This is a genomic window from Bacillus sp. Pc3 (assembly GCF_000815145.1).
Lineage (GTDB): Bacteria > Bacillota > Bacilli > Bacillales > Bacillaceae > Bacillus > Bacillus velezensis.
Map to the genome: position 1 here is coordinate 1,652,690 of NZ_CP010406.1, position 16,209 is coordinate 1,668,898.

At 47.8% G+C, this 16,209-nt stretch carries 17 protein-coding genes; 7 read left to right on the forward strand and 10 right to left on the reverse strand.

Features of this window, described 5'->3' with window-relative positions; translation table 11 throughout:
- Nucleotides 1-4: 4 nt before the first annotated feature.
- A complete protein-coding gene (gene gabT / locus SB24_RS07740; protein ID WP_033575077.1) occupies nucleotides 5-1,312 on the reverse strand; it encodes a 4-aminobutyrate--2-oxoglutarate transaminase in 1,308 nt (435 codons plus the stop codon).
- 107 nt (nucleotides 1,313-1,419) lie between these two features.
- On the opposite strand from gabT, the gene gabR reads away from it, so the two are divergent.
- The gene (gabR, locus tag SB24_RS07745) at nucleotides 1,420-2,829 is read left to right on the forward strand and encodes a MocR-like transcriptional regulator GabR (RefSeq protein ID WP_039252772.1); all 1,410 of its coding nucleotides are present in this window, start codon (nucleotides 1,420-1,422) and stop codon (nucleotides 2,827-2,829) included.
- A gap of 27 nt (nucleotides 2,830-2,856) precedes the next feature.
- Here gabR and SB24_RS07750 read toward each other — a convergent pair whose 3' ends face one another.
- Nucleotides 2,857-3,171 carry an ArsR/SmtB family transcription factor gene (locus SB24_RS07750; protein WP_012116810.1) on the reverse strand — a complete coding sequence of 105 codons (315 nt, stop codon included), beginning with the start codon at nucleotides 3,169-3,171 and terminating at the stop codon, nucleotides 2,857-2,859.
- A 141-nt stretch (nucleotides 3,172-3,312) separates the two neighbouring features.
- On the opposite strand from SB24_RS07750, the gene SB24_RS07755 reads away from it, so the two are divergent.
- From SB24_RS07755 to SB24_RS07770, 4 genes are all read left to right on the forward strand, one after another.
- Nucleotides 3,313-3,600 carry a putative quinol monooxygenase gene (locus SB24_RS07755; protein ID WP_003156323.1) on the forward strand — a complete coding sequence of 96 codons (288 nt, stop codon included), beginning with the start codon at nucleotides 3,313-3,315 and terminating at the stop codon, nucleotides 3,598-3,600.
- Between the two features lie 16 nt (nucleotides 3,601-3,616).
- Complete coding sequence (nfsA, locus tag SB24_RS07760) at nucleotides 3,617-4,363, forward strand: oxygen-insensitive NADPH nitroreductase (RefSeq protein ID WP_015416815.1); 747 nt, start codon at nucleotides 3,617-3,619, stop codon at nucleotides 4,361-4,363.
- Between the two features lie 160 nt (nucleotides 4,364-4,523).
- A complete protein-coding gene (locus SB24_RS07765) occupies nucleotides 4,524-5,399 on the forward strand; it encodes a TetR/AcrR family transcriptional regulator (protein ID WP_015416814.1) in 876 nt (291 codons plus the stop codon).
- Nucleotides 5,400-5,416: 17 nt separating this feature from the next.
- Nucleotides 5,417-6,841 carry an MDR family MFS transporter gene (locus SB24_RS07770; RefSeq protein WP_039252789.1) on the forward strand — a complete coding sequence of 475 codons (1,425 nt, stop codon included), beginning with the start codon at nucleotides 5,417-5,419 and terminating at the stop codon, nucleotides 6,839-6,841.
- 41 nt (nucleotides 6,842-6,882) lie between these two features.
- Here the strand turns inward: SB24_RS07770 and SB24_RS07775 are convergent, their stop codons facing one another.
- Genes SB24_RS07775 through SB24_RS07790 form a run of 4 tightly spaced genes read right to left on the reverse strand, consistent with a single transcriptional unit; the run spans nucleotide 6,883 to nucleotide 10,491 of the window.
- Nucleotides 6,883-7,827 carry a siderophore ABC transporter substrate-binding protein gene (locus tag SB24_RS07775; protein ID WP_007410275.1) on the reverse strand — a complete coding sequence of 315 codons (945 nt, stop codon included), beginning with the start codon at nucleotides 7,825-7,827 and terminating at the stop codon, nucleotides 6,883-6,885.
- Between the two features lie 21 nt (nucleotides 7,828-7,848).
- A complete protein-coding gene (locus SB24_RS07780) occupies nucleotides 7,849-8,607 on the reverse strand; it encodes an iron ABC transporter ATP-binding protein (protein WP_003156330.1) in 759 nt (252 codons plus the stop codon).
- On the reverse strand, nucleotides 8,601-9,548 hold the full coding sequence (locus SB24_RS07785; protein ID WP_014416905.1) for an iron chelate uptake ABC transporter family permease subunit: 948 nt from the start codon (nucleotides 9,546-9,548) through the stop codon (nucleotides 8,601-8,603). Before SB24_RS07785 ends, SB24_RS07780 begins: the two co-directional genes overlap by 7 nt.
- On the reverse strand, nucleotides 9,538-10,491 hold the full coding sequence (locus SB24_RS07790) for an ABC transporter permease (protein ID WP_015239156.1): 954 nt from the start codon (nucleotides 10,489-10,491) through the stop codon (nucleotides 9,538-9,540). The genes SB24_RS07785 and SB24_RS07790 overlap by 11 nt, the downstream gene beginning before the upstream one ends.
- Before the next feature lie 413 nt (nucleotides 10,492-10,904).
- On the opposite strand from SB24_RS07790, the gene SB24_RS07795 reads away from it, so the two are divergent.
- Both SB24_RS07795 and SB24_RS19525 read left to right on the forward strand, forming a co-directional pair.
- Entirely contained in the window at nucleotides 10,905-12,269 is a 1,365-nt protein-coding gene (locus tag SB24_RS07795; protein ID WP_039252794.1) for an aspartate kinase, read from the forward strand.
- Nucleotides 12,270-12,348: 79 nt separating this feature from the next.
- The gene (locus SB24_RS19525; RefSeq protein WP_369719092.1) at nucleotides 12,349-12,459 is read left to right on the forward strand and encodes a YjcZ family sporulation protein; all 111 of its coding nucleotides are present in this window, start codon (nucleotides 12,349-12,351) and stop codon (nucleotides 12,457-12,459) included.
- 148 nt (nucleotides 12,460-12,607) lie between these two features.
- Here the strand turns inward: SB24_RS19525 and SB24_RS07800 are convergent, their stop codons facing one another.
- From SB24_RS07800 to SB24_RS07815, 4 genes are all read right to left on the reverse strand, one after another.
- On the reverse strand, nucleotides 12,608-12,727 hold the full coding sequence (locus SB24_RS07800; RefSeq protein ID WP_031378677.1) for a phosphatase RapC inhibitor PhrC: 120 nt from the start codon (nucleotides 12,725-12,727) through the stop codon (nucleotides 12,608-12,610).
- The gene (locus SB24_RS07805) at nucleotides 12,711-13,859 is read right to left on the reverse strand and encodes a Rap family tetratricopeptide repeat protein (RefSeq protein ID WP_007410270.1); all 1,149 of its coding nucleotides are present in this window, start codon (nucleotides 13,857-13,859) and stop codon (nucleotides 12,711-12,713) included. Before SB24_RS07805 ends, SB24_RS07800 begins: the two co-directional genes overlap by 17 nt.
- A 141-nt stretch (nucleotides 13,860-14,000) precedes the next feature.
- Nucleotides 14,001-15,434, reverse strand: coding sequence for a two-component system sensor histidine kinase YclK (locus SB24_RS07810; protein ID WP_162303988.1), 1,434 nt, complete (start codon nucleotides 15,432-15,434; stop codon nucleotides 14,001-14,003).
- Nucleotides 15,421-16,104, reverse strand: coding sequence for a two-component system response regulator YclJ (locus SB24_RS07815; RefSeq protein ID WP_007410267.1), 684 nt, complete (start codon nucleotides 16,102-16,104; stop codon nucleotides 15,421-15,423). The genes SB24_RS07810 and SB24_RS07815 overlap by 14 nt, the downstream gene beginning before the upstream one ends.
- Between the last annotated feature and the right edge of the window lie 105 nt (nucleotides 16,105-16,209).

Consider the following 16,209-nt stretch of genomic DNA (forward strand, 5'->3'; position numbering starts at 1 on the left):
GAACTCACAGAGCTGCTTCGATAATGGAAAGGCCTTCTTTGAGCTGCTCATCCGTCACGACAAGCGGCGTCAGGAATCTGATAATGTTGCCGTTAATGCCGGCCGTCAGCAGCAGCAGTCCGTTCTCGTTCGCCGTTTTGGCGATCGCCGCGGCTTTTGCTTTGTCCGGTTCCCGCGTGTCCGGATCTTTGACAATTTCGATGGCCGCCATCGCGCCGAGTCTGCGCACTTCTCCGATGCAGGCATGCTCTTTTTTCCACTCGAGCGCTTGATGCTCGATGATCCGGCCGATCTCCTCGGAACGCTGATTCAGCCCTTCTTCTTCAATAATATCCAAGACCGCAAGCGCAGCCGCACAGCCGAGCGGGCTTCCCGCATATGTGCCCCCGAGTTCCCCTGGCGCGGCGGCATCAAGCATTTCCGCCCGGCCGATGACGCCGCTCAGCGGCAATCCGGCCGCAAGTGATTTGGAAACGGTGATCAAATCAGGAACGGCCCCGAAATGTTCAATCGCAAAATACGTTCCCGTTCTGGCAAAACCGGTCTGAATCTCATCCGCTACAAAAACGATGCCGTGTTTTTTACAAAAAGCGGCGACGTGCTGCACGAAACGTTTTGACGGAATGATGAAGCCGCCCTCTCCCTGAACCGGCTCCATGACGACACAGGCGACGGTTTCCGGTGCAACTGCGGCGATAAAGAAATCCTCAAAAGCGCTGATGATAAAGTCGTCATACTGCTCGTCGCTCATGCCGGCCGGCTTTTGATAATAATAAGGAAACGGCGCCTGATACACCTCTGAGGCAAACGGGCCGAAACCGAATTTATAAGGCTTCACCTTGCTCGTCATGCTCATCGTCATGTTCGTGCGGCCGTGGAACCCTCTTGTAAATGACACGACAGCCTGGCGCTTCGTATATTTTCTGGCGATTTTCACGGCGTTTTCCACCGCTTCCGCCCCCGAATTGAGAAAAATCGCTTTTTTCGCATGATCTCCCGGCGCAAGGGCGCAAAGTTTTTCGGCCAGCTCAATATAAGACGGATACATCATGACGTTAAATCCCGGGTGAATCAGATCCTCCGCCTGTTTCTTCACGGCCTCCACCACTTTCGGATGGGAATGGCCGACATTCAGCGTTCCGATCGCTCCGGCAAAATCAATGAATCGTCTGCCGTCCAAATCGTACAAAAGCGCCCCTTCCCCTTTTACCGCCATGCCGCGGTTTCCGTTGCCGACCCCCTTGGAAACGAATTGATCCCGTTTTTGCTGCCACTGGGCAGTTGTCACTTCCGATGATGCTGTTCGACTCATAGATTCCATCCCCCTGCATTGTTTTCTTATCATTCTGACTTCTTTTTGGTATGATGAAAAGTACCAAAACCAATTTATCCATGGTATCAGAAAGGGGCAGGGTCTGGATGCTGACGATTTCCATTGACCATTCGGAAACGGCGGATTATATCTATCAGCAGATCTATCAGCACATAAAAGCGGCCGTTTTAAAGCGCAGCCTGATGCCTCATACAAAGGTGCCGTCTAAACGGGAGCTTGCCGAGACGCTGAAGGTCAGCGTGAATTCAGTGAATTCAGCTTATCAGCAGCTGCTTTCGGAAGGTTATTTATATGCGGTCGAAAGAAAAGGCTTTTTCGTGGAGGAAATTGATACGGTTTATCATGAAGAAACGCCTTCGCTCCTATTGCCTGATGATTTGAAAGAGCGGGAGACGGATAAGAGCGGCTGGATTTCATTTTCTCATATGAGTGTGGATACGGCGCATTTCCCCCTGAAAAGCTGGTTCCGCTGTGAGCAGAAAGCAGCCGCCCGTTCATTTCATACACTCGGAGAACTCGTCCATCCGCAAGGCTTATATGAAGTCCGTGAAACAATTTCGCGGCTTATTTCCCTGACAAGGGGCGTTACATGCCGCCCGGAACAAATCGTGCTCGGAGCGGGCACGCAAATGCTGATGCAGCTGCTGACGGAACTGCTGCCAAAAGACGCGCTCTACGCCATGGAGAACCCGGGATATATGAGGATGTACCGGCTGCTGCAAAACCTCGGGAAAAAGGTTGCGACGATCAGCCTTGATGAAAAAGGCATGTCCATGGACGAAATCGAAAAACGCCGGCCCTCTGTATTGATCACCACGCCTTCCCATCAATTCCCCTCAGGCGTGATCATGCCCGCTTCCCGGCGGATTCAGCTTTTAAACTGGGCCGCCGAACAGAACGGCCGCTTCATCATTGAAGATGATTATGACAGTGAATTTAAATATGACGCCGATACGATACCGGCGCTTCAAAGCCTTGACCGGTTTCAAAATGTCATCTACATGGGGACCTTTTCAAAATCCCTTTTCCCAGGTCTGCGCATCAGCTATATGGTTCTGCCGCCCGGGCTTTTGCGGACGTTCAAAGAGAGAACGTATGACCTGCAAACGTGCAGCACGCTTGCCCAGCTCGCGCTTAAAGAATTTATCGAATCAGGTGAATATCAGAAACATATTAAAAAGATGAAGCAGCATTATAAGAACATGCGGGAATGCCTCATTTCGGCTTTGGAAGAAACATTCGGAGAAAGAATCAGTGTAAAGGGCGCCAATGCGGGGCTTCATTTTGTCACTGAGTTTGAATGCGCACGTTCAGAAAAAGAGATATTGGCACGGGCGGATGCAGAACAGCTCGATCTGTTTGCGATGAGCCGATTCCGTCTGAAAGCGGGAGGCGATTCAAATAAGCCGCAGCTTATCCTGGGGTTCGCACGCCTGAAGGAGAGCGATATTCAAGAAGGCGTCTACAGGCTTTACCGGGCGGTTTTCGGCGCATAAAAAAACCCCCGGAATTCGGGGACTTATTTACCAGCGGTCCGGTTCTGTCTGCAAAATCGCCTCCAGCAGGCCGGGAAACGCCGCTTGTAAATCATCTTTGCGCAGGGAATAATAACGGTGCTTCCCGTCTATGCGCACTTGGGCGATCCCCGCTTCCCTCAGCACTTTGAAGTGATGGGACAGCGTTGATTTAGCGACCCGGACATCAGCGCAGGTTCCGCACGTTTTTTCTGTTGTTTCCGCCAATTGTTTGACCAGCTCTAAGCGGAGCGGATCACTCAGAGCATGAAGAACCTTTGTCAGCTGTAAGCGTTCGGTTTCAGGATGGTTTGGAATGTTCATGAGTCAAATGTAACACAGATCATCGGCGGGTGACAATTTAGGCGGTGAGGGTTTTTCCTTTACCATTCACTGCGAAACATGTTACAGTTAGTTCGATAATATTCGAACTATAACAAATAAACCCAATCAGGAGGAATAACAATGATCGTCTTACAGGCTTACATGAAAGTAAAAGCGGATAAACGCGAGGAATTTTTAGGAGAAGCGCAATCACTTGTTCAGCATTCACGCGCGGAAGAAGGAAATGTGCAATACGATCTTTTCGAAAAAGTCGGTGAGGAAAATACATTCGTTATGCTTGAGCAATGGAAAGATGAAGAAGCGATGAAATTCCACAACGCAACTGACCATTTCCAAGGATTCGTGGCAAAAGCAAAAGAAGTGCTGAGTGCGCCGCTTGACGTCGTTCGCACAGAACTGTCAGAGTAACGAAAGGATGAATGACATGAACGAAGTCCTTCAAATATTAACAGACCACCGTTCCATCCGCAGCTACACAGATGAACCCGTATCGGATGAGCAGCTGGACCTTATCATCCAAGCAACTCAGGCAGCGCCGACTTCCATTAACGGCCAGCAATTTACCGTTATTGCGGTGAAAGATAAGGAGCGGAAGAAAAAAATATCCGAATTGGCCGGCGGCCAGCCGTGGATTGACCAAGCGCCTGTTTTCCTTTTATTCTGCGCTGATTTTAACCGCGCCAAAATTGCGCTTGAAGAATATAATGATACACCGCTTGAGATCACGAACGGTTTAGAGTCCGTTCTAGTCGGAGCCGTAGATGTCGGGATTGCGCTGGGTACGGCAACGGCTGCGGCTGAATCAATGGGACTCGGCACTGTGCCGATCGGCGCCGTGCGCGGCAAGCCTGACGAACTCATTGAATTGCTGAAACTTCCGAAATACGTTTTCCCGGTTTCCGGTCTTGTCATCGGCCATCCGGCAGACCGCTCCGCGAAAAAACCGCGTCTGCCGCAAGCAGCCGTTCTGCATCATGAAACGTATCAAGAAGAAGATGTAAGAACCCATATCGAGGCCTATGACAAGCAGATGTCCGAATACATGAAAAAACGCACCGACGGACAGGAAACAAGAAACTGGTCACAAGGCATCACTTCCTACTATAAGCAGGTTTATTATCCTCACATTCGTGAAATGCTTGAAAAACAAGGATTTAAGACGGATAAATAAACGTATCAGCCTGCCGGAACACTCCGGCAGGTTTTTTCTATTTCTCAAACAAAAGCGTTGACACTATGTAAAAATTTTTGTTAATATTTTCATCATATACTCATTGGTTTTCTGTGAACCGATGGGTTTTCTATTGTGACGAAAGAAGGAATCTGGGCTTATGAATGATAAGAAAACGGATATTCTGCTGGCGGCAAGAAAGCTTTTTTCCGGGAAAAGCTTTTCGTCGGTTTCGATGCAGGCGATCGCAGAGGAGTGCAAAGTCTCCAAAGCATCTTTATATAAGCTGTTTGAATCAAAGGAAGACCTGCTGTTGGAGCTGCTCGACTTTAACCAGAAACAGATGGTAGCGGCCGCTTCATTATTGAATGAAGAAACAAGCCTCTCCCCTGAGGAACGGTTTGCCAAAAAACTGATGGCTGAGCTTGAAGGCTTCAGGCGCAATCAGCAGTTTTTTAATATGCTGATGTACGGAAGCCCCTCTTCCATTAATGAACGGGTAAAACGGCATATTCACAGGGCCCGCTCCACCTTTATCTGCTGGCATCGCGATTCACTGATTCAGACGTACGGTGAAGACATTATTCCTTATGTATGGGAGCTGGTAATCGTCCTGCAAGGGCTCCTGAGAGAATGCATCACGCTGATTAAGCTGGAAAAAGAACCGCTCGCCCTGGAGCCGCTCACGGAGTTTATCATCCGCCACCTCAATCTCATCGTCGAAAACAGGACAGCCGAAACCGCTTTGCCTCAGGAGATGATTGACCTTTATATCGCCTCCGCTTCCTCATTTGAGCCGAAAGACAAAACCGTATTGCTGGCTGAAAGCCTGAAGGAACTGAAAGAAGCCGTCTCAGCCCTTCCGGAGGAAAAATATGACGCCGCAGGACTCGCTTCCGCGGCGGCTATGCTGGAGAAAGAATCAGCGGACAAACAGCCGCGGGATTTTCTCATCAAAGCGCTTATCGGTTATTTGGAGCAGGCCGGACCGCTGCACCAGCCGCTTGCAGCCGTTAAAACATTGCTCAAACTATAAAGAAAGAAGGAATCAGCTTGAATAAGAGTATTAAAACTGCACCATACAACCGCTCTGTCATTGTCGGGATTCTTTTGGCGGGTGCGTTCGTCGCCATTTTGAACCAGACACTGCTTATCACGGCGCTGCCGCACATTATGAATGACTTCAATATAGACGCCAACAAAGCGCAATGGCTGACAACATCGTTTATGCTGACGAATGGGATTTTGATTCCGATTACCGCATTTTTAATAGAGAAATTCACAAGCCGCACCCTCTTGATTTCCGCCATGAGTATTTTCACGGCGGGCACCATTGTCGGCGCATTTGCCCCGAACTTTCCGGTGCTCTTGACGGCCCGGATTATCCAGGCAGCCGGTGCCGGAATTATGCTGCCGCTCATGCAGACGGTATTTCTCACGATTTTCCCGATGGAAAAGCGCGGCCGCGCCATGGGTATGGTCGGCTTGGTTATTTCGTTCGCCCCGGCGATCGGCCCGACGCTTTCCGGATGGGCGGTCGAAGCATTCTCTTGGCGGTCTTTGTTTTATATCATCTTCCCGATCGCAGTCATCGATTTGCTTTTAGCGATTATTCTGATGAAAAACGTCACGACATTACGAGAAACACAGATTGATATTGTATCCGTGATCTTATCGACCCTCGGATTCGGCGGTCTGCTTTACGGCTTCTCAAGCGCCGGTTCATCAGGGTGGACCAGTACTGAAGTGCTGACTTCGCTGCTTGTCGGAGCGGTCGCGCTGATTTTCTTTATCGCAAGACAGATGAAGCTCAAAAAACCGATGCTGGAATTCCGCGTGTTTTCTTTCGGGATTTTCAGCCTGACCACCCTGCTCGGAACGCTTGTTTTCGCGCTGCTGATCGGAACGGAAACCATTCTCCCGCTTTACACGCAAAAAGTCCGGGGCGTATCCGCGTTTGATACCGGATTAATGCTTTTGCCGGGCGCGATTGTGATGGGGATGATGTCTCCGTTTATCGGCCGGGTGTTTGACAAAATCGGCGGAAAGGGCCTTGCGATGACCGGATTCTTCATCATCCTGCTCACGTCCCTGCCGTTTATGAATCTGACGGACTCGACGTCTCTCATTTGGATTGTCGTCGTTTATACCGCGCGGCTTTTGGGAACAGCCATGATTATGATGCCGGTGACGACAGCGGGTATCAACGCCCTGCCGCGCCACTTAATTCCGCACGGCACAGCCATGAACAATACCGTCCGCCAAGTCGGCGGTTCTATCGGTACGGCGCTGCTAGTTTCCGTGATGAGCAGCCAGGCCGCGCACGCAAATGCGACAACTCCGGCAAACGCCGCCCTGCACGGCATGAATGCGGCATTTGTCGTAGCCGCCTGCATCGCGCTGGCCGGCTTCCTCCTATCTTTTATATTGAAGAAAAAACCGCGTCAGCCCGAGCAGCAGCAGGCCGTTACGCGGTAAACCAAAAAGAACCCGATCACGTATGTGACCGGGTTCTTTTTTTACTTCTCGATTCCGTCTTTAACTTCTTTCACCATTTGCGCCATGGATTCCAGGCCGCCTCCTGATAAATACCATGTAGCTGAATCAAGGTAGACAACATGGTTGTTTTTCACGGCTTTCACCGATTTTACATAATCATTTTCAACCACTTGTTTTGTTGAAGATTTTGTGCCGATCGCTGTTCCGCGGTCAACGACAAACATATAATCAGGGTTTGTTTTGGCGATATATTCATAAGAAATGCTTTGTCCGTGCAATGAGGCTTCGATGTTTTTGTCAGCCGGTTTGACGCCGAACACATCATGAATGAAGCCGTATCTTGATTTAGATCCGAACGCGCTGATTTTGCCGTCGTTCGCCATCACCACTAACCCGTTTTTATCCGTGCTGCTTGTCTTTTTCTTCAGATCCGCAATGGATTTGTCAATTTTCGCAAGCTTATCTTTCACTTCATTTTCTTTGTTAAAGATTTTGCCGATCACTTCGGTGTTGTGCTTGAATCTGTCAACGTAGTTTGTATAGTCATCGTCAAGGTAAATCGTCGGCGCGATTTTTGAGAACTCTTTATAAGAATCAGATTGTCTGTGAGCGATAATGATTAAATCCGGGTCAATATCCGCGACTTTTTCAAAATCCGGTTCTTTTAAACCGCCTGTATTGGTGTATTTATCACTTTTATATGAAGATAAGTATTTTGGAATGTTTTGTTTCGGAAGCCCCGCCACGTGATCCTGTAAACCGAGTTCATCCATCGTGTCCAGCATTCCGAAGTTGAATACGACGACTTTTTTCGGATTCTTCGGCACTTTGACGCCTTCTTTGTTCAGGTCATCTTTGATTGTGATTGTTTCTTTTGATTTGCCTGATGTTTTGTCCCCGTTTCCGCATGCAGAAACAACAAAAATCGTAACTAGCGCAATGAATAGCAATGCGAATTTTTTCATAATTTTCACCTCATCTGGTTTTTAAGAAAAGTACACACCGATCCGCTGACTGTCAATCTCTTGAATCGGGATGGTCATATCATAAATATCTTCAAGCACGGAGGTTTCAATGATCTCCTCCGCCGGCCCTTCTTTGACGATCCGGCCGTTTTTCAGTGCAACGATATGGTCTGAATATACGGATGCGAAGTTGATATCGTGAATCACTACGACGACCGTTTTTCCGAAGTCTTCCACAAGCCGCTTCAACAGCTTCATCATTTCAACGGAATGCTTCATATCTAAATTGTTCAGCGGCTCATCGAGAAAAATATAGTCCGTATCCTGAGCGATGATCATCGCGATAAACGCCCTCTGACACTGGCCCCCGCTGAGCTGATCGAGATATTTATCCTTTAAGTCATCCAGCTTCATATAACTGAGTGCCTGGTTGATATGCACCCAATCTTCATCCGTCAGTTTCCCCTGGGAATACGGAAATCTGCCGAAGCTGACCAGGTCTTTAATCGTCAGCCTGATATTGATTTGGTTCGTCTGCTTCAGGATGCTGATTTTTTTTGCCAGATCATTGCTTTTGCAGGCCCCGATCTCTTGCCCGTCGACCGTGATTTCCCCGGAATCCGTCTTAATCAGCCGGCTCATGATAGACAGCAGCGTGCTTTTTCCCGCGCCGTTCGGACCGATAAATGAGGTGAGCCTGCCCTTTTGAATGGATAGAGACGTTTTCTCAAGGACGGTTTTCCCTCCGTATTGTTTGCTTACATTTTTGACCTCTACCATGATTTATTCTCCTTTAACAGCAGATAGATAAAATAAATCCCGCCGGCAAAATTAATGATGACGCTCAGCGTCGTGGAAAACGTGAACACTTTCTCCACGACGAACTGGCCCCCGACGAGCGCGACGATGCTGATCAGGACAGAACCCGCGATTAAATACGTGTGCCTGTAGGTTTTTAAAAACTCTCTCGCCAGATTGACGACAAGCAGTCCTAAAAACATAATCGGCCCGACAAGAGCCGTAGAGACAGACACAAGAATGGCGACGACAATGAGCATCTGCTTCACAAGCTTATCGTAATCAATCCCCAGGTTGACGGCGTGCTCCCTGCCGAGCGACAGCACGTCAAAAAACCGCGTGAACCGCCAGACATAAATGCCCGTCAGAAGAAAGACAGCACCGGCAAACCATAAAAGATCGGTGTTGATATTGTTAAAGCTGGCAAACATTTTGTCCTGAACAACCTGGAACTCATTCGGATCAATCAGCATCTGCATAAAGGATGACAGACTGTTGAACAGCGTGCCGAACACGACGCCGACAAGCAGAAGGAAAAACACGTTCCGCCCCTCGCCTTTAAACATGAGCTGATACAAAACGAGTGACAAGAGCACCATCAGCCCGACGGAGATGACGAAATTAAGATTTTTGTTCATCATGACGATATTCATTGAACCGAACAGGAACACGATGACGGTCTGAATGAGCATATACAGGGAATCGAGGCCTAAAATGCCCGGTGTCAGTATGCGGTTATTTGTAATCGTCTGGAAGATGACCGTCGAAAACGCGATCGCTCCTCCGGTGAGCATCATGGCAAGCACTTTGAAGCATCGTCTCGGCAGGGAGTATTCCCAATTGCCCAGTCCGTAGAACAGGAAGAATCCGATACATATCATGGCGAGCGCCGCCAGCAGCGTAATTTTTTTATTATGACTCATATGCTTTTCTCCTTAACAGCATATACAGGAAGATGCCGCTGCCGATAACACCGACCATCAGGCCGATGGAAATTTCGTACGGGAAGATGATCACCCTTCCCAAAATGTCGCAAAACAGCACAAAAACAGCGCCCAGCAGAGCGGTGTGAGGCAGGCTGCTCCTCAAGTTGTCCCCTTTGTAAATCGACACCATATTGGGAATGATCAACCCGAGAAACGGCAGCATCCCGACGGTCAGGATCACCAGTGAAGCGATGAGCGACACGATAATCAGACCGATATTAACGACGCGTTTGTATTTCAGGCCGAGATTGACGGAAAAGCTCTCTCCCATTCCCGCCACCGTAAATTTATCCGCATACACATAAGCGATGATCACCAGCGGGATACTCAGATATAAAAGCTCATACCGGCCTTTGACGACCAGTGAGAAATCTCCCTGCAGCCAAGACGACAGGTTTTGGATCAGATCGTATTTATATGCGATAAACGTGGCGATTGAGCTGACAATATTCCCAAGCATTAAACCGACGAGAGGAATAAAAATCGCATCATTGAACTTGATTCTCTCGAGGATTTTCATGAAAAGGAAATTCCCCGCCAACGCGAAAACGAAAGCGATAGACATTTTCACAAGCGGACTCGCTGACGTAAAAAGCATTAATGAAATCAAAATTCCGAGCCTTGCCCAGTCCATCGTTCCCGCAGTCGTCGGCGATACAAATTTATTCCGGCTGATCTGCTGCATGATTAATCCGCAGATGCTCAGGCTCATGCCGGCGATGATAATGCTCACCAAACGCGGCAGCCGGCTGTCAAACAATGTACCTGCCTGTTCTTTATTTAAATGAAAAATATCCAGCGGCGACAAATCTTCTACACCGATAAATATAGAAGTACACGCCAAAACCGCCAGTAGCAAAAGTAAGTAACGTAGCTTCATGCTGCCTCCCTGCACCCATCACAAACGGTATGACTGATTGCCAAACAACTCCCATATATCCCACTCGTAATGATTATCATTATCAACGACAATTATAATCTTATCATCTTTCCAAGCGCAGTCAATACAGTTTTGCTTTCAAAAGCGGTCATCCGCGGGCCGTACACTAAATTGTCTTACAATCAGTCTATCAAGAATTTGCAGGATTTTCTATAACCTACATTTGGCTGCTTATCATTTTTTGCACATGATGACACGCTTGAGGGAAACAAATCTGACAAACAGCGGCAAAATTCCTCCGTGAAAATACAAATGTTCTCCCCACGTAGAAAAAATCCTTGATTTACATGTTTGAAAGAGAGATAATAAAAATTAAATTTGTGAGAAAATTTAAATATTAGGGGATGTAAATCATGAAAGTTGTAAAATTCGGAGGCAGCTCTCTTGCGTCAGGAGCCCAGCTTGAGAAAGTGTTTCAAATCGTGACGGCTGATCCCGCGCGGAAAGCCGTCGTCGTATCGGCACCGGGAAAACGCTTCTCGGACGATACAAAGGTGACGGATCTGTTAATCCGCTGTGCGGAGCATTATTTGCAAAAAGGTGCAGCGCCCGAGCTTGCCGAAACGGTCATTGAACGGTACGCCGCCATCGCGCGTGAGCTGAACCTGGATTTCTCTATTATAGAAAGAATCCGCAGTGACCTATTCGATCTCTTAAACAGCTGTAAAACCAATTCCGAACAATATATGGATGCGGTGAAGGCGAGCGGCGAGGACAACAACGCGAAGCTGATCGCAGCCTACTTCCGACGGCAGGGCGTGAAAGCGGAATACGTAAGTCCGAAAGAAGCGGGGCTGTTTGTGACGAATGAACCCGGAAGCGCGCAGGTGCTCCCTGAGTCTTATGATCATTTGTACCGTCTGAGAAACCGGGAAGGCTTGATCATTTTTCCGGGATTTTTCGGTTACACGAAGGAGCATGAGATTGTGACGTTTTCCCGGAGCGGTTCTGATATTACCGGCTCCATTCTCGCCAGCGGCTTAAAAGCCGACCTGTACGAAAACTTTACTGATGTGGACGCCGTCTATTCCGTCAACCCGTCAATCGTGCGGCATCCGAAAGAAATTAACGAACTGACGTATCGGGAAATGCGTGAGCTCTCCTATGCCGGATTTTCCGTTTTTCATGATGAAGCGCTGATTCCCGCATTTCGGGCCGGCATCCCCGTTCAGATTAAGAATACGAATAATCCGGATGCGAAAGGAACACGCGTCGTCAGCAGCCGTGACAATACGAACGGGCCAGTCATCGGCATCGCAAGCGACACGGGCTTTTGCAGCATTTACATAAGCAAATATTTAATGAACCGGGAAATCGGTTTCGGCCGCAAAGCCCTTCACATTTTGGAGGAAGAAGGATTGACGTATGAACACGTTCCATCCGGCATTGACGACATCACGATCATCCTTCGGCACAATCAGATGGACTCAGAACTGGAACACAGGCTCGTCACCCGCCTGAAGCAGGAACTTCAAGCAGATGAAGTCACAGTCAGGCACAATCTGGCGCTGATTATGGTCGTCGGGGAAGCGATGCGCCATAATGTCGGCACAACCGCCAGGGCATCCAAAGCCCTGGCGGAAGCCGGTGTCAACATCGAGATGATCAATCAAGGGTCATCGGAAGTCAGCATGATGTTCGGAGTGAAAGAAGAACAGGAAAAACACGCGGTGCGTGCGCTGTATGACGAATTTTTCGCCGGAGTCTTACTCTCATAGGACACAGCCTCTTTTTTCTCTTGTCCACTAATATCCCTTACAAAGCAGCTTCTTTTACATATTGTATGGTATAGACAATATGGAGGTGAAGCTCATGTCAGGATATTCTGGAATCAGCTCTTTCGCTTTGATCGTTGTTTTATTTATCCTGTTGGTTATTGTAGGTACTGCCTATGTTGGCGGTTTCTAAGCATCACTCCGTCTATATGAGGACGCTGCGGGTTTTGACCTGCGGCGTTTTCTTTTGTTTTCCGCCGCTGTCCGAGTCCGGCCGCGCAAAAAAAGACTGCCGGGAACATTCCCAGGCAGTCTTTTCCTTTGTTCAGGTTATTTTCTTCTCACGTCATTCCTCTTTCAGTTACATGGAAGTCAGCCTGATCTGGCTGGCCTGCACCTGTCACTGTAAAAATCGCGGCGGCTGCTAAACAAATAACAAACCATTTAGATTTCAATTTCATACAAACCTTCACTCCTTTGTATTTGTTTCCTTGCCTCTTCGACTTTCAGAAAATAGTCAGAAGAAATTTTAAAGCAATTTTGTTCATAGTAATATTTAGCTGCTTCTAGTGCTAAATCCTCTATATCGGCGTATAAATTTTTATCTTCCAGGTAACGGAAACACGCGCTGATTGTTTCCTCATCCGGTTTCGCCTGATACAGAGCCTGCAGCCATTCGAATTTTACCGTGTAAACGGGATCGTCTGTTTCTTTAGCATATTCATATCCCCGCTTGTGATATTCCGACGCTTTTTCTTTTTTTCCGAGTTTAAAGTAAATGAGTGTGATTAGAAAATATGCTTGAGGAAGAGAATTGACGATTCTTTGTGATTCAAATGTATCGACCGCCCGTTCAAAGTACGGAATCGCTTCGCCGATGCGGTCCTGATTGTAGTAGCACAGTCCGAGGTTATACAGCGCCCTCCCGACAAGCTGCGCTTTTTGTTCTTTTTCGGCCATTTGCAGAGCGTGCTGAAAATGTTTGGCCGCCTGTTCAAAGCGCCTTTCATCCATTAAATTGACGCCGAATACAAAATGGCATTGAATGATCCGGACGTTATATGTGTCCTGCTCTACGTAAATTTCATAAGCGTTTTTTATATGTATCAAAGAAAAATACGTTTGTTTCATATGATAATAAGCTTCGGCCACTTTAAAATAAAACTCCGCCCGTTCCACGTGGTCCGATACGAAGGCCAGTTTTTTCTCAGCTTGTTTATAATATGTAATCGCTGAGATAAATTCTCTTTTATCAAATTCAAACATGCCTTTGAAAAAGTTGACGTAATAATCGAGAAGCCCTTTGAGGCCGGCCTGGCTGTTATCAATGTTATCAAGAATTTCCGACAGGGTCGGCTGGTCTTCTATCTTCAGTTTTTCCAGCGGCTCCAAGTAGTCCAGCATCAGCTGATGGCGAAATTCCATGAGGGAATAATAAAGCACTAAGTTCGAATCAGGCTCCATATGGTCAAGCTCTTGTTTGATCTCGGCCTTCAAGATCTCCGCATCCGGCACGCTGAATGTTCTGATGTATCGATACCACTCGTTAATTTTCTGCCCGACTGCTGAAGAAGGAATTAACCCGCTCTTCATTCCTTCACCCTCCCCATCCAAGACCTGTTTACCAGTTATTTTATCACGTTTCCGTCTCTTTCCATCCCGAAAAACACGCAAACTTTGTTTCGGCAGAGCGCAATTTTCCGAGTGGAGTTAAAACAGACGGAACCGCCGGTTTCAAGATGATTCATGTTTCGTATTCAGCGGAAGGCGGATTGTAAAGGTCGTGCCTTTTCCTTTTTCGCTGTCAATATCTATCGTGCCCTTGTGCATTTCGACGAGCTGCCTGACGATGGACAGGCCGAGTCCGTATTCGCCGTATGCCGTATTCGTCCGGGACACGTCCGCCTTATAAAACCGCTCCCATATATGCTCAATTTCCTCTTTGGAGATGCCGATCCCGGTGTCTTCGATTTCAATCACCGTTTCTTTATAGCCTTCATACCCGCGCAGCGTGATGTCTCCCTTTTGCGTAAATTGAATGCTGTTTTTCGTGATGTTGACGAGAATCTGGATCAGCCTGTCATAATCGGCGAACACTTTGACGCCGTCCTCCACTTGAATCCGCAGCTGATTTTGTTTTTCCTCCGCCTGCTGATTGAGATGCTCTTTAATAATTTCAAACACCTCGATTAGCGGCAGACTGAGCTTGTCCAGTTTGATTTGCTGGGATCTGATTTTTTCATAATCCAGGTTTTCTTTCACGAGCCTGAGCATCCGCTTCGTTTCTTCGCTGATCAGCGAGAAGCATTTCTCTTTATCTTTTTCCGGGATGGTGTTGCTGTTAAGCCCCTCCACAAGTCCGTTAATGGTCGTCAAAGGCGTTCTCAGCTCATGGGAGACATCGGCGATAAATTGGCGCCTCCGTTTTTCAAGGCGGTCAATCTGCTCTCTCGATTGCTTCAGATTTTTGGCCATGGTGTTGAAATCAGACGCCAGCATGCCGATTTCATCGCCGCCGCTGTTCTTGAGCGAAATATCGTAATCACCGGATGCCACTTTTCCGGTCGCATCCCGCAATGTCTGAATCCGCTTGACGTGAAATTTAGATAAAAGCCAGCTCAGCAGAATCGTGATGATAAGGGTGCTGATGATCGCGTAAATCATATAGCGGTTGACCTGGCTGATCATCTGCTCGACCCCTCTGACGGGAGACACGAGCAGCACCGCGCCTTTAAATTGATCGTTGATAAAAAGCGGCTTTGCGACAAGCGATACTTCTAAACCTTCTGTATTAAAACGGTTCATCTCCGCTCTGATCTGAACGGTTTTCCCTTGCTTCAGCATGTGCCACTCTTTACTTTTCAGCTTCTCGCGCGGCGGCATATCGTCAGGAAAAAAGTAAGGCCGCTGATGTTCATCGAAAATAATAAACCTGGTCTCGCGCGTTTTTAACATATCCTGATACGGATACAGGCGGCGCAGATCAAGATCGCGGCCGTTCAGCTCACTTGTGATCTGCTGCGCGTAAGATGACAGCTCATCCACTTTATTTTGATACGCAAAATCTTTCACAAAGTGCGAAAACAGGGAAATGATGATGAAAAAGGCCAAAATCAAAATGCTGACATGGCTTAACAGCAGCTGATATAAGTATTTAATCCTCATCAAATTTGTATCCTACCCCCCACACCGTGTATAAAAACGGTTTTTCCTCACTGGACAGTTTTTTGCGCAGCCGTTTAATATGAACATCAACCGTACGTTCATCGCCGTAAAATTGATAGCCCCACACCTGCTCAAGCAGCTGCTCTCTCGAAAAGACCTGGCGCGGGTTTTGTGCGAGATAAAAGAGCAGATCGAATTCCTTCGGCGTCAGATTCTCGACAGGTTTTCCGTGCAGAAACACTTCCCGCGTCTTCTTATTGATTGAAAAACACGCCGTTTCGATCAAGTCGTCGCTTTTTACGGCCTGCCCCGTCGCCCGGTATCTTCTGATCACCGCTTTAATCCGCGCTACTAGCGTCAGCGGGCTGAACGGCTTGGTAACATAGTCGTCCGCCCCCATTTCAAACCCGATCACCTGATCAGACTCCGTGTCCTTTGCGGTCAGCATAATAATCGGCACACTGCTCGTCTCTCTTATTTTCCGGCAGATCGTCACTCCGTCCATGGATGGAAGCATAATGTCCAGAATGACCAAATCCCAGTCCTCTTCCGTGAACCGCTGATAGCCTTCCACTCCGTCATGGACAAATTCGGCTTCAAATCCTTCTTTAAAAAAGAACATTTCCGTCATGGTGCATACGCTTATATTGTCTTCTATCATTAATATCTTCATTGGTTCCTCCGCTTATCTTCACGCTTTTTCTTATAATAGCACCATTTTACCCGGGTGTTTTCGGGTTTCACAATTGTTAGTTTTTATTTCATCACCCGGAAATAG

What these genes read in the sequence shown, in the direction of transcription:
- SB24_RS07765 (WP_015416814.1), top strand. Translation starts at nt 4,524, where the DNA reads ATGAATGATAAGAAAACGGATATTCTGCTGGCGGCAAGAAAGCTTTTT.
- nfsA (WP_015416815.1), top strand. Translation starts at nt 3,617, where the DNA reads ATGAACGAAGTCCTTCAAATATTAACAGACCACCGTTCCATCCGCAGC.
- SB24_RS07790 (WP_015239156.1), bottom strand. Translation starts at nt 10,491, where the DNA reads ATGAAGCTACGTTACTTACTTTTGCTACTGGCGGTTTTGGCGTGTACT.
- SB24_RS07750 (WP_012116810.1), bottom strand. Translation starts at nt 3,171, where the DNA reads ATGAACATTCCAAACCATCCTGAAACCGAACGCTTACAGCTGACAAAG.
- SB24_RS07815 (WP_007410267.1), bottom strand. Translation starts at nt 16,104, where the DNA reads ATGAAGATATTAATGATAGAAGACAATATAAGCGTATGCACCATGACG.
- SB24_RS07780 (WP_003156330.1), bottom strand. Translation starts at nt 8,607, where the DNA reads ATGGTAGAGGTCAAAAATGTAAGCAAACAATACGGAGGGAAAACCGTC.
- SB24_RS07805 (WP_007410270.1), bottom strand. Translation starts at nt 13,859, where the DNA reads ATGAAGAGCGGGTTAATTCCTTCTTCAGCAGTCGGGCAGAAAATTAAC.
- SB24_RS07775 (WP_007410275.1), bottom strand. Translation starts at nt 7,827, where the DNA reads ATGAAAAAATTCGCATTGCTATTCATTGCGCTAGTTACGATTTTTGTT.
- SB24_RS07800 (WP_031378677.1), bottom strand. Translation starts at nt 12,727, where the DNA reads ATGAAATTGAAATCTAAATGGTTTGTTATTTGTTTAGCAGCCGCCGCG.
- gabR (WP_039252772.1), top strand. Translation starts at nt 1,420, where the DNA reads ATGCTGACGATTTCCATTGACCATTCGGAAACGGCGGATTATATCTAT.
- SB24_RS07785 (WP_014416905.1), bottom strand. Translation starts at nt 9,548, where the DNA reads ATGAGTCATAATAAAAAAATTACGCTGCTGGCGGCGCTCGCCATGATA.
- SB24_RS07755 (WP_003156323.1), top strand. Translation starts at nt 3,313, where the DNA reads ATGATCGTCTTACAGGCTTACATGAAAGTAAAAGCGGATAAACGCGAG.
- SB24_RS19525 (WP_369719092.1), top strand. Translation starts at nt 12,349, where the DNA reads ATGGAGGTGAAGCTCATGTCAGGATATTCTGGAATCAGCTCTTTCGCT.
- gabT (WP_033575077.1), bottom strand. Translation starts at nt 1,312, where the DNA reads ATGAGTCGAACAGCATCATCGGAAGTGACAACTGCCCAGTGGCAGCAA.
- SB24_RS07795 (WP_039252794.1), top strand. Translation starts at nt 10,905, where the DNA reads ATGAAAGTTGTAAAATTCGGAGGCAGCTCTCTTGCGTCAGGAGCCCAG.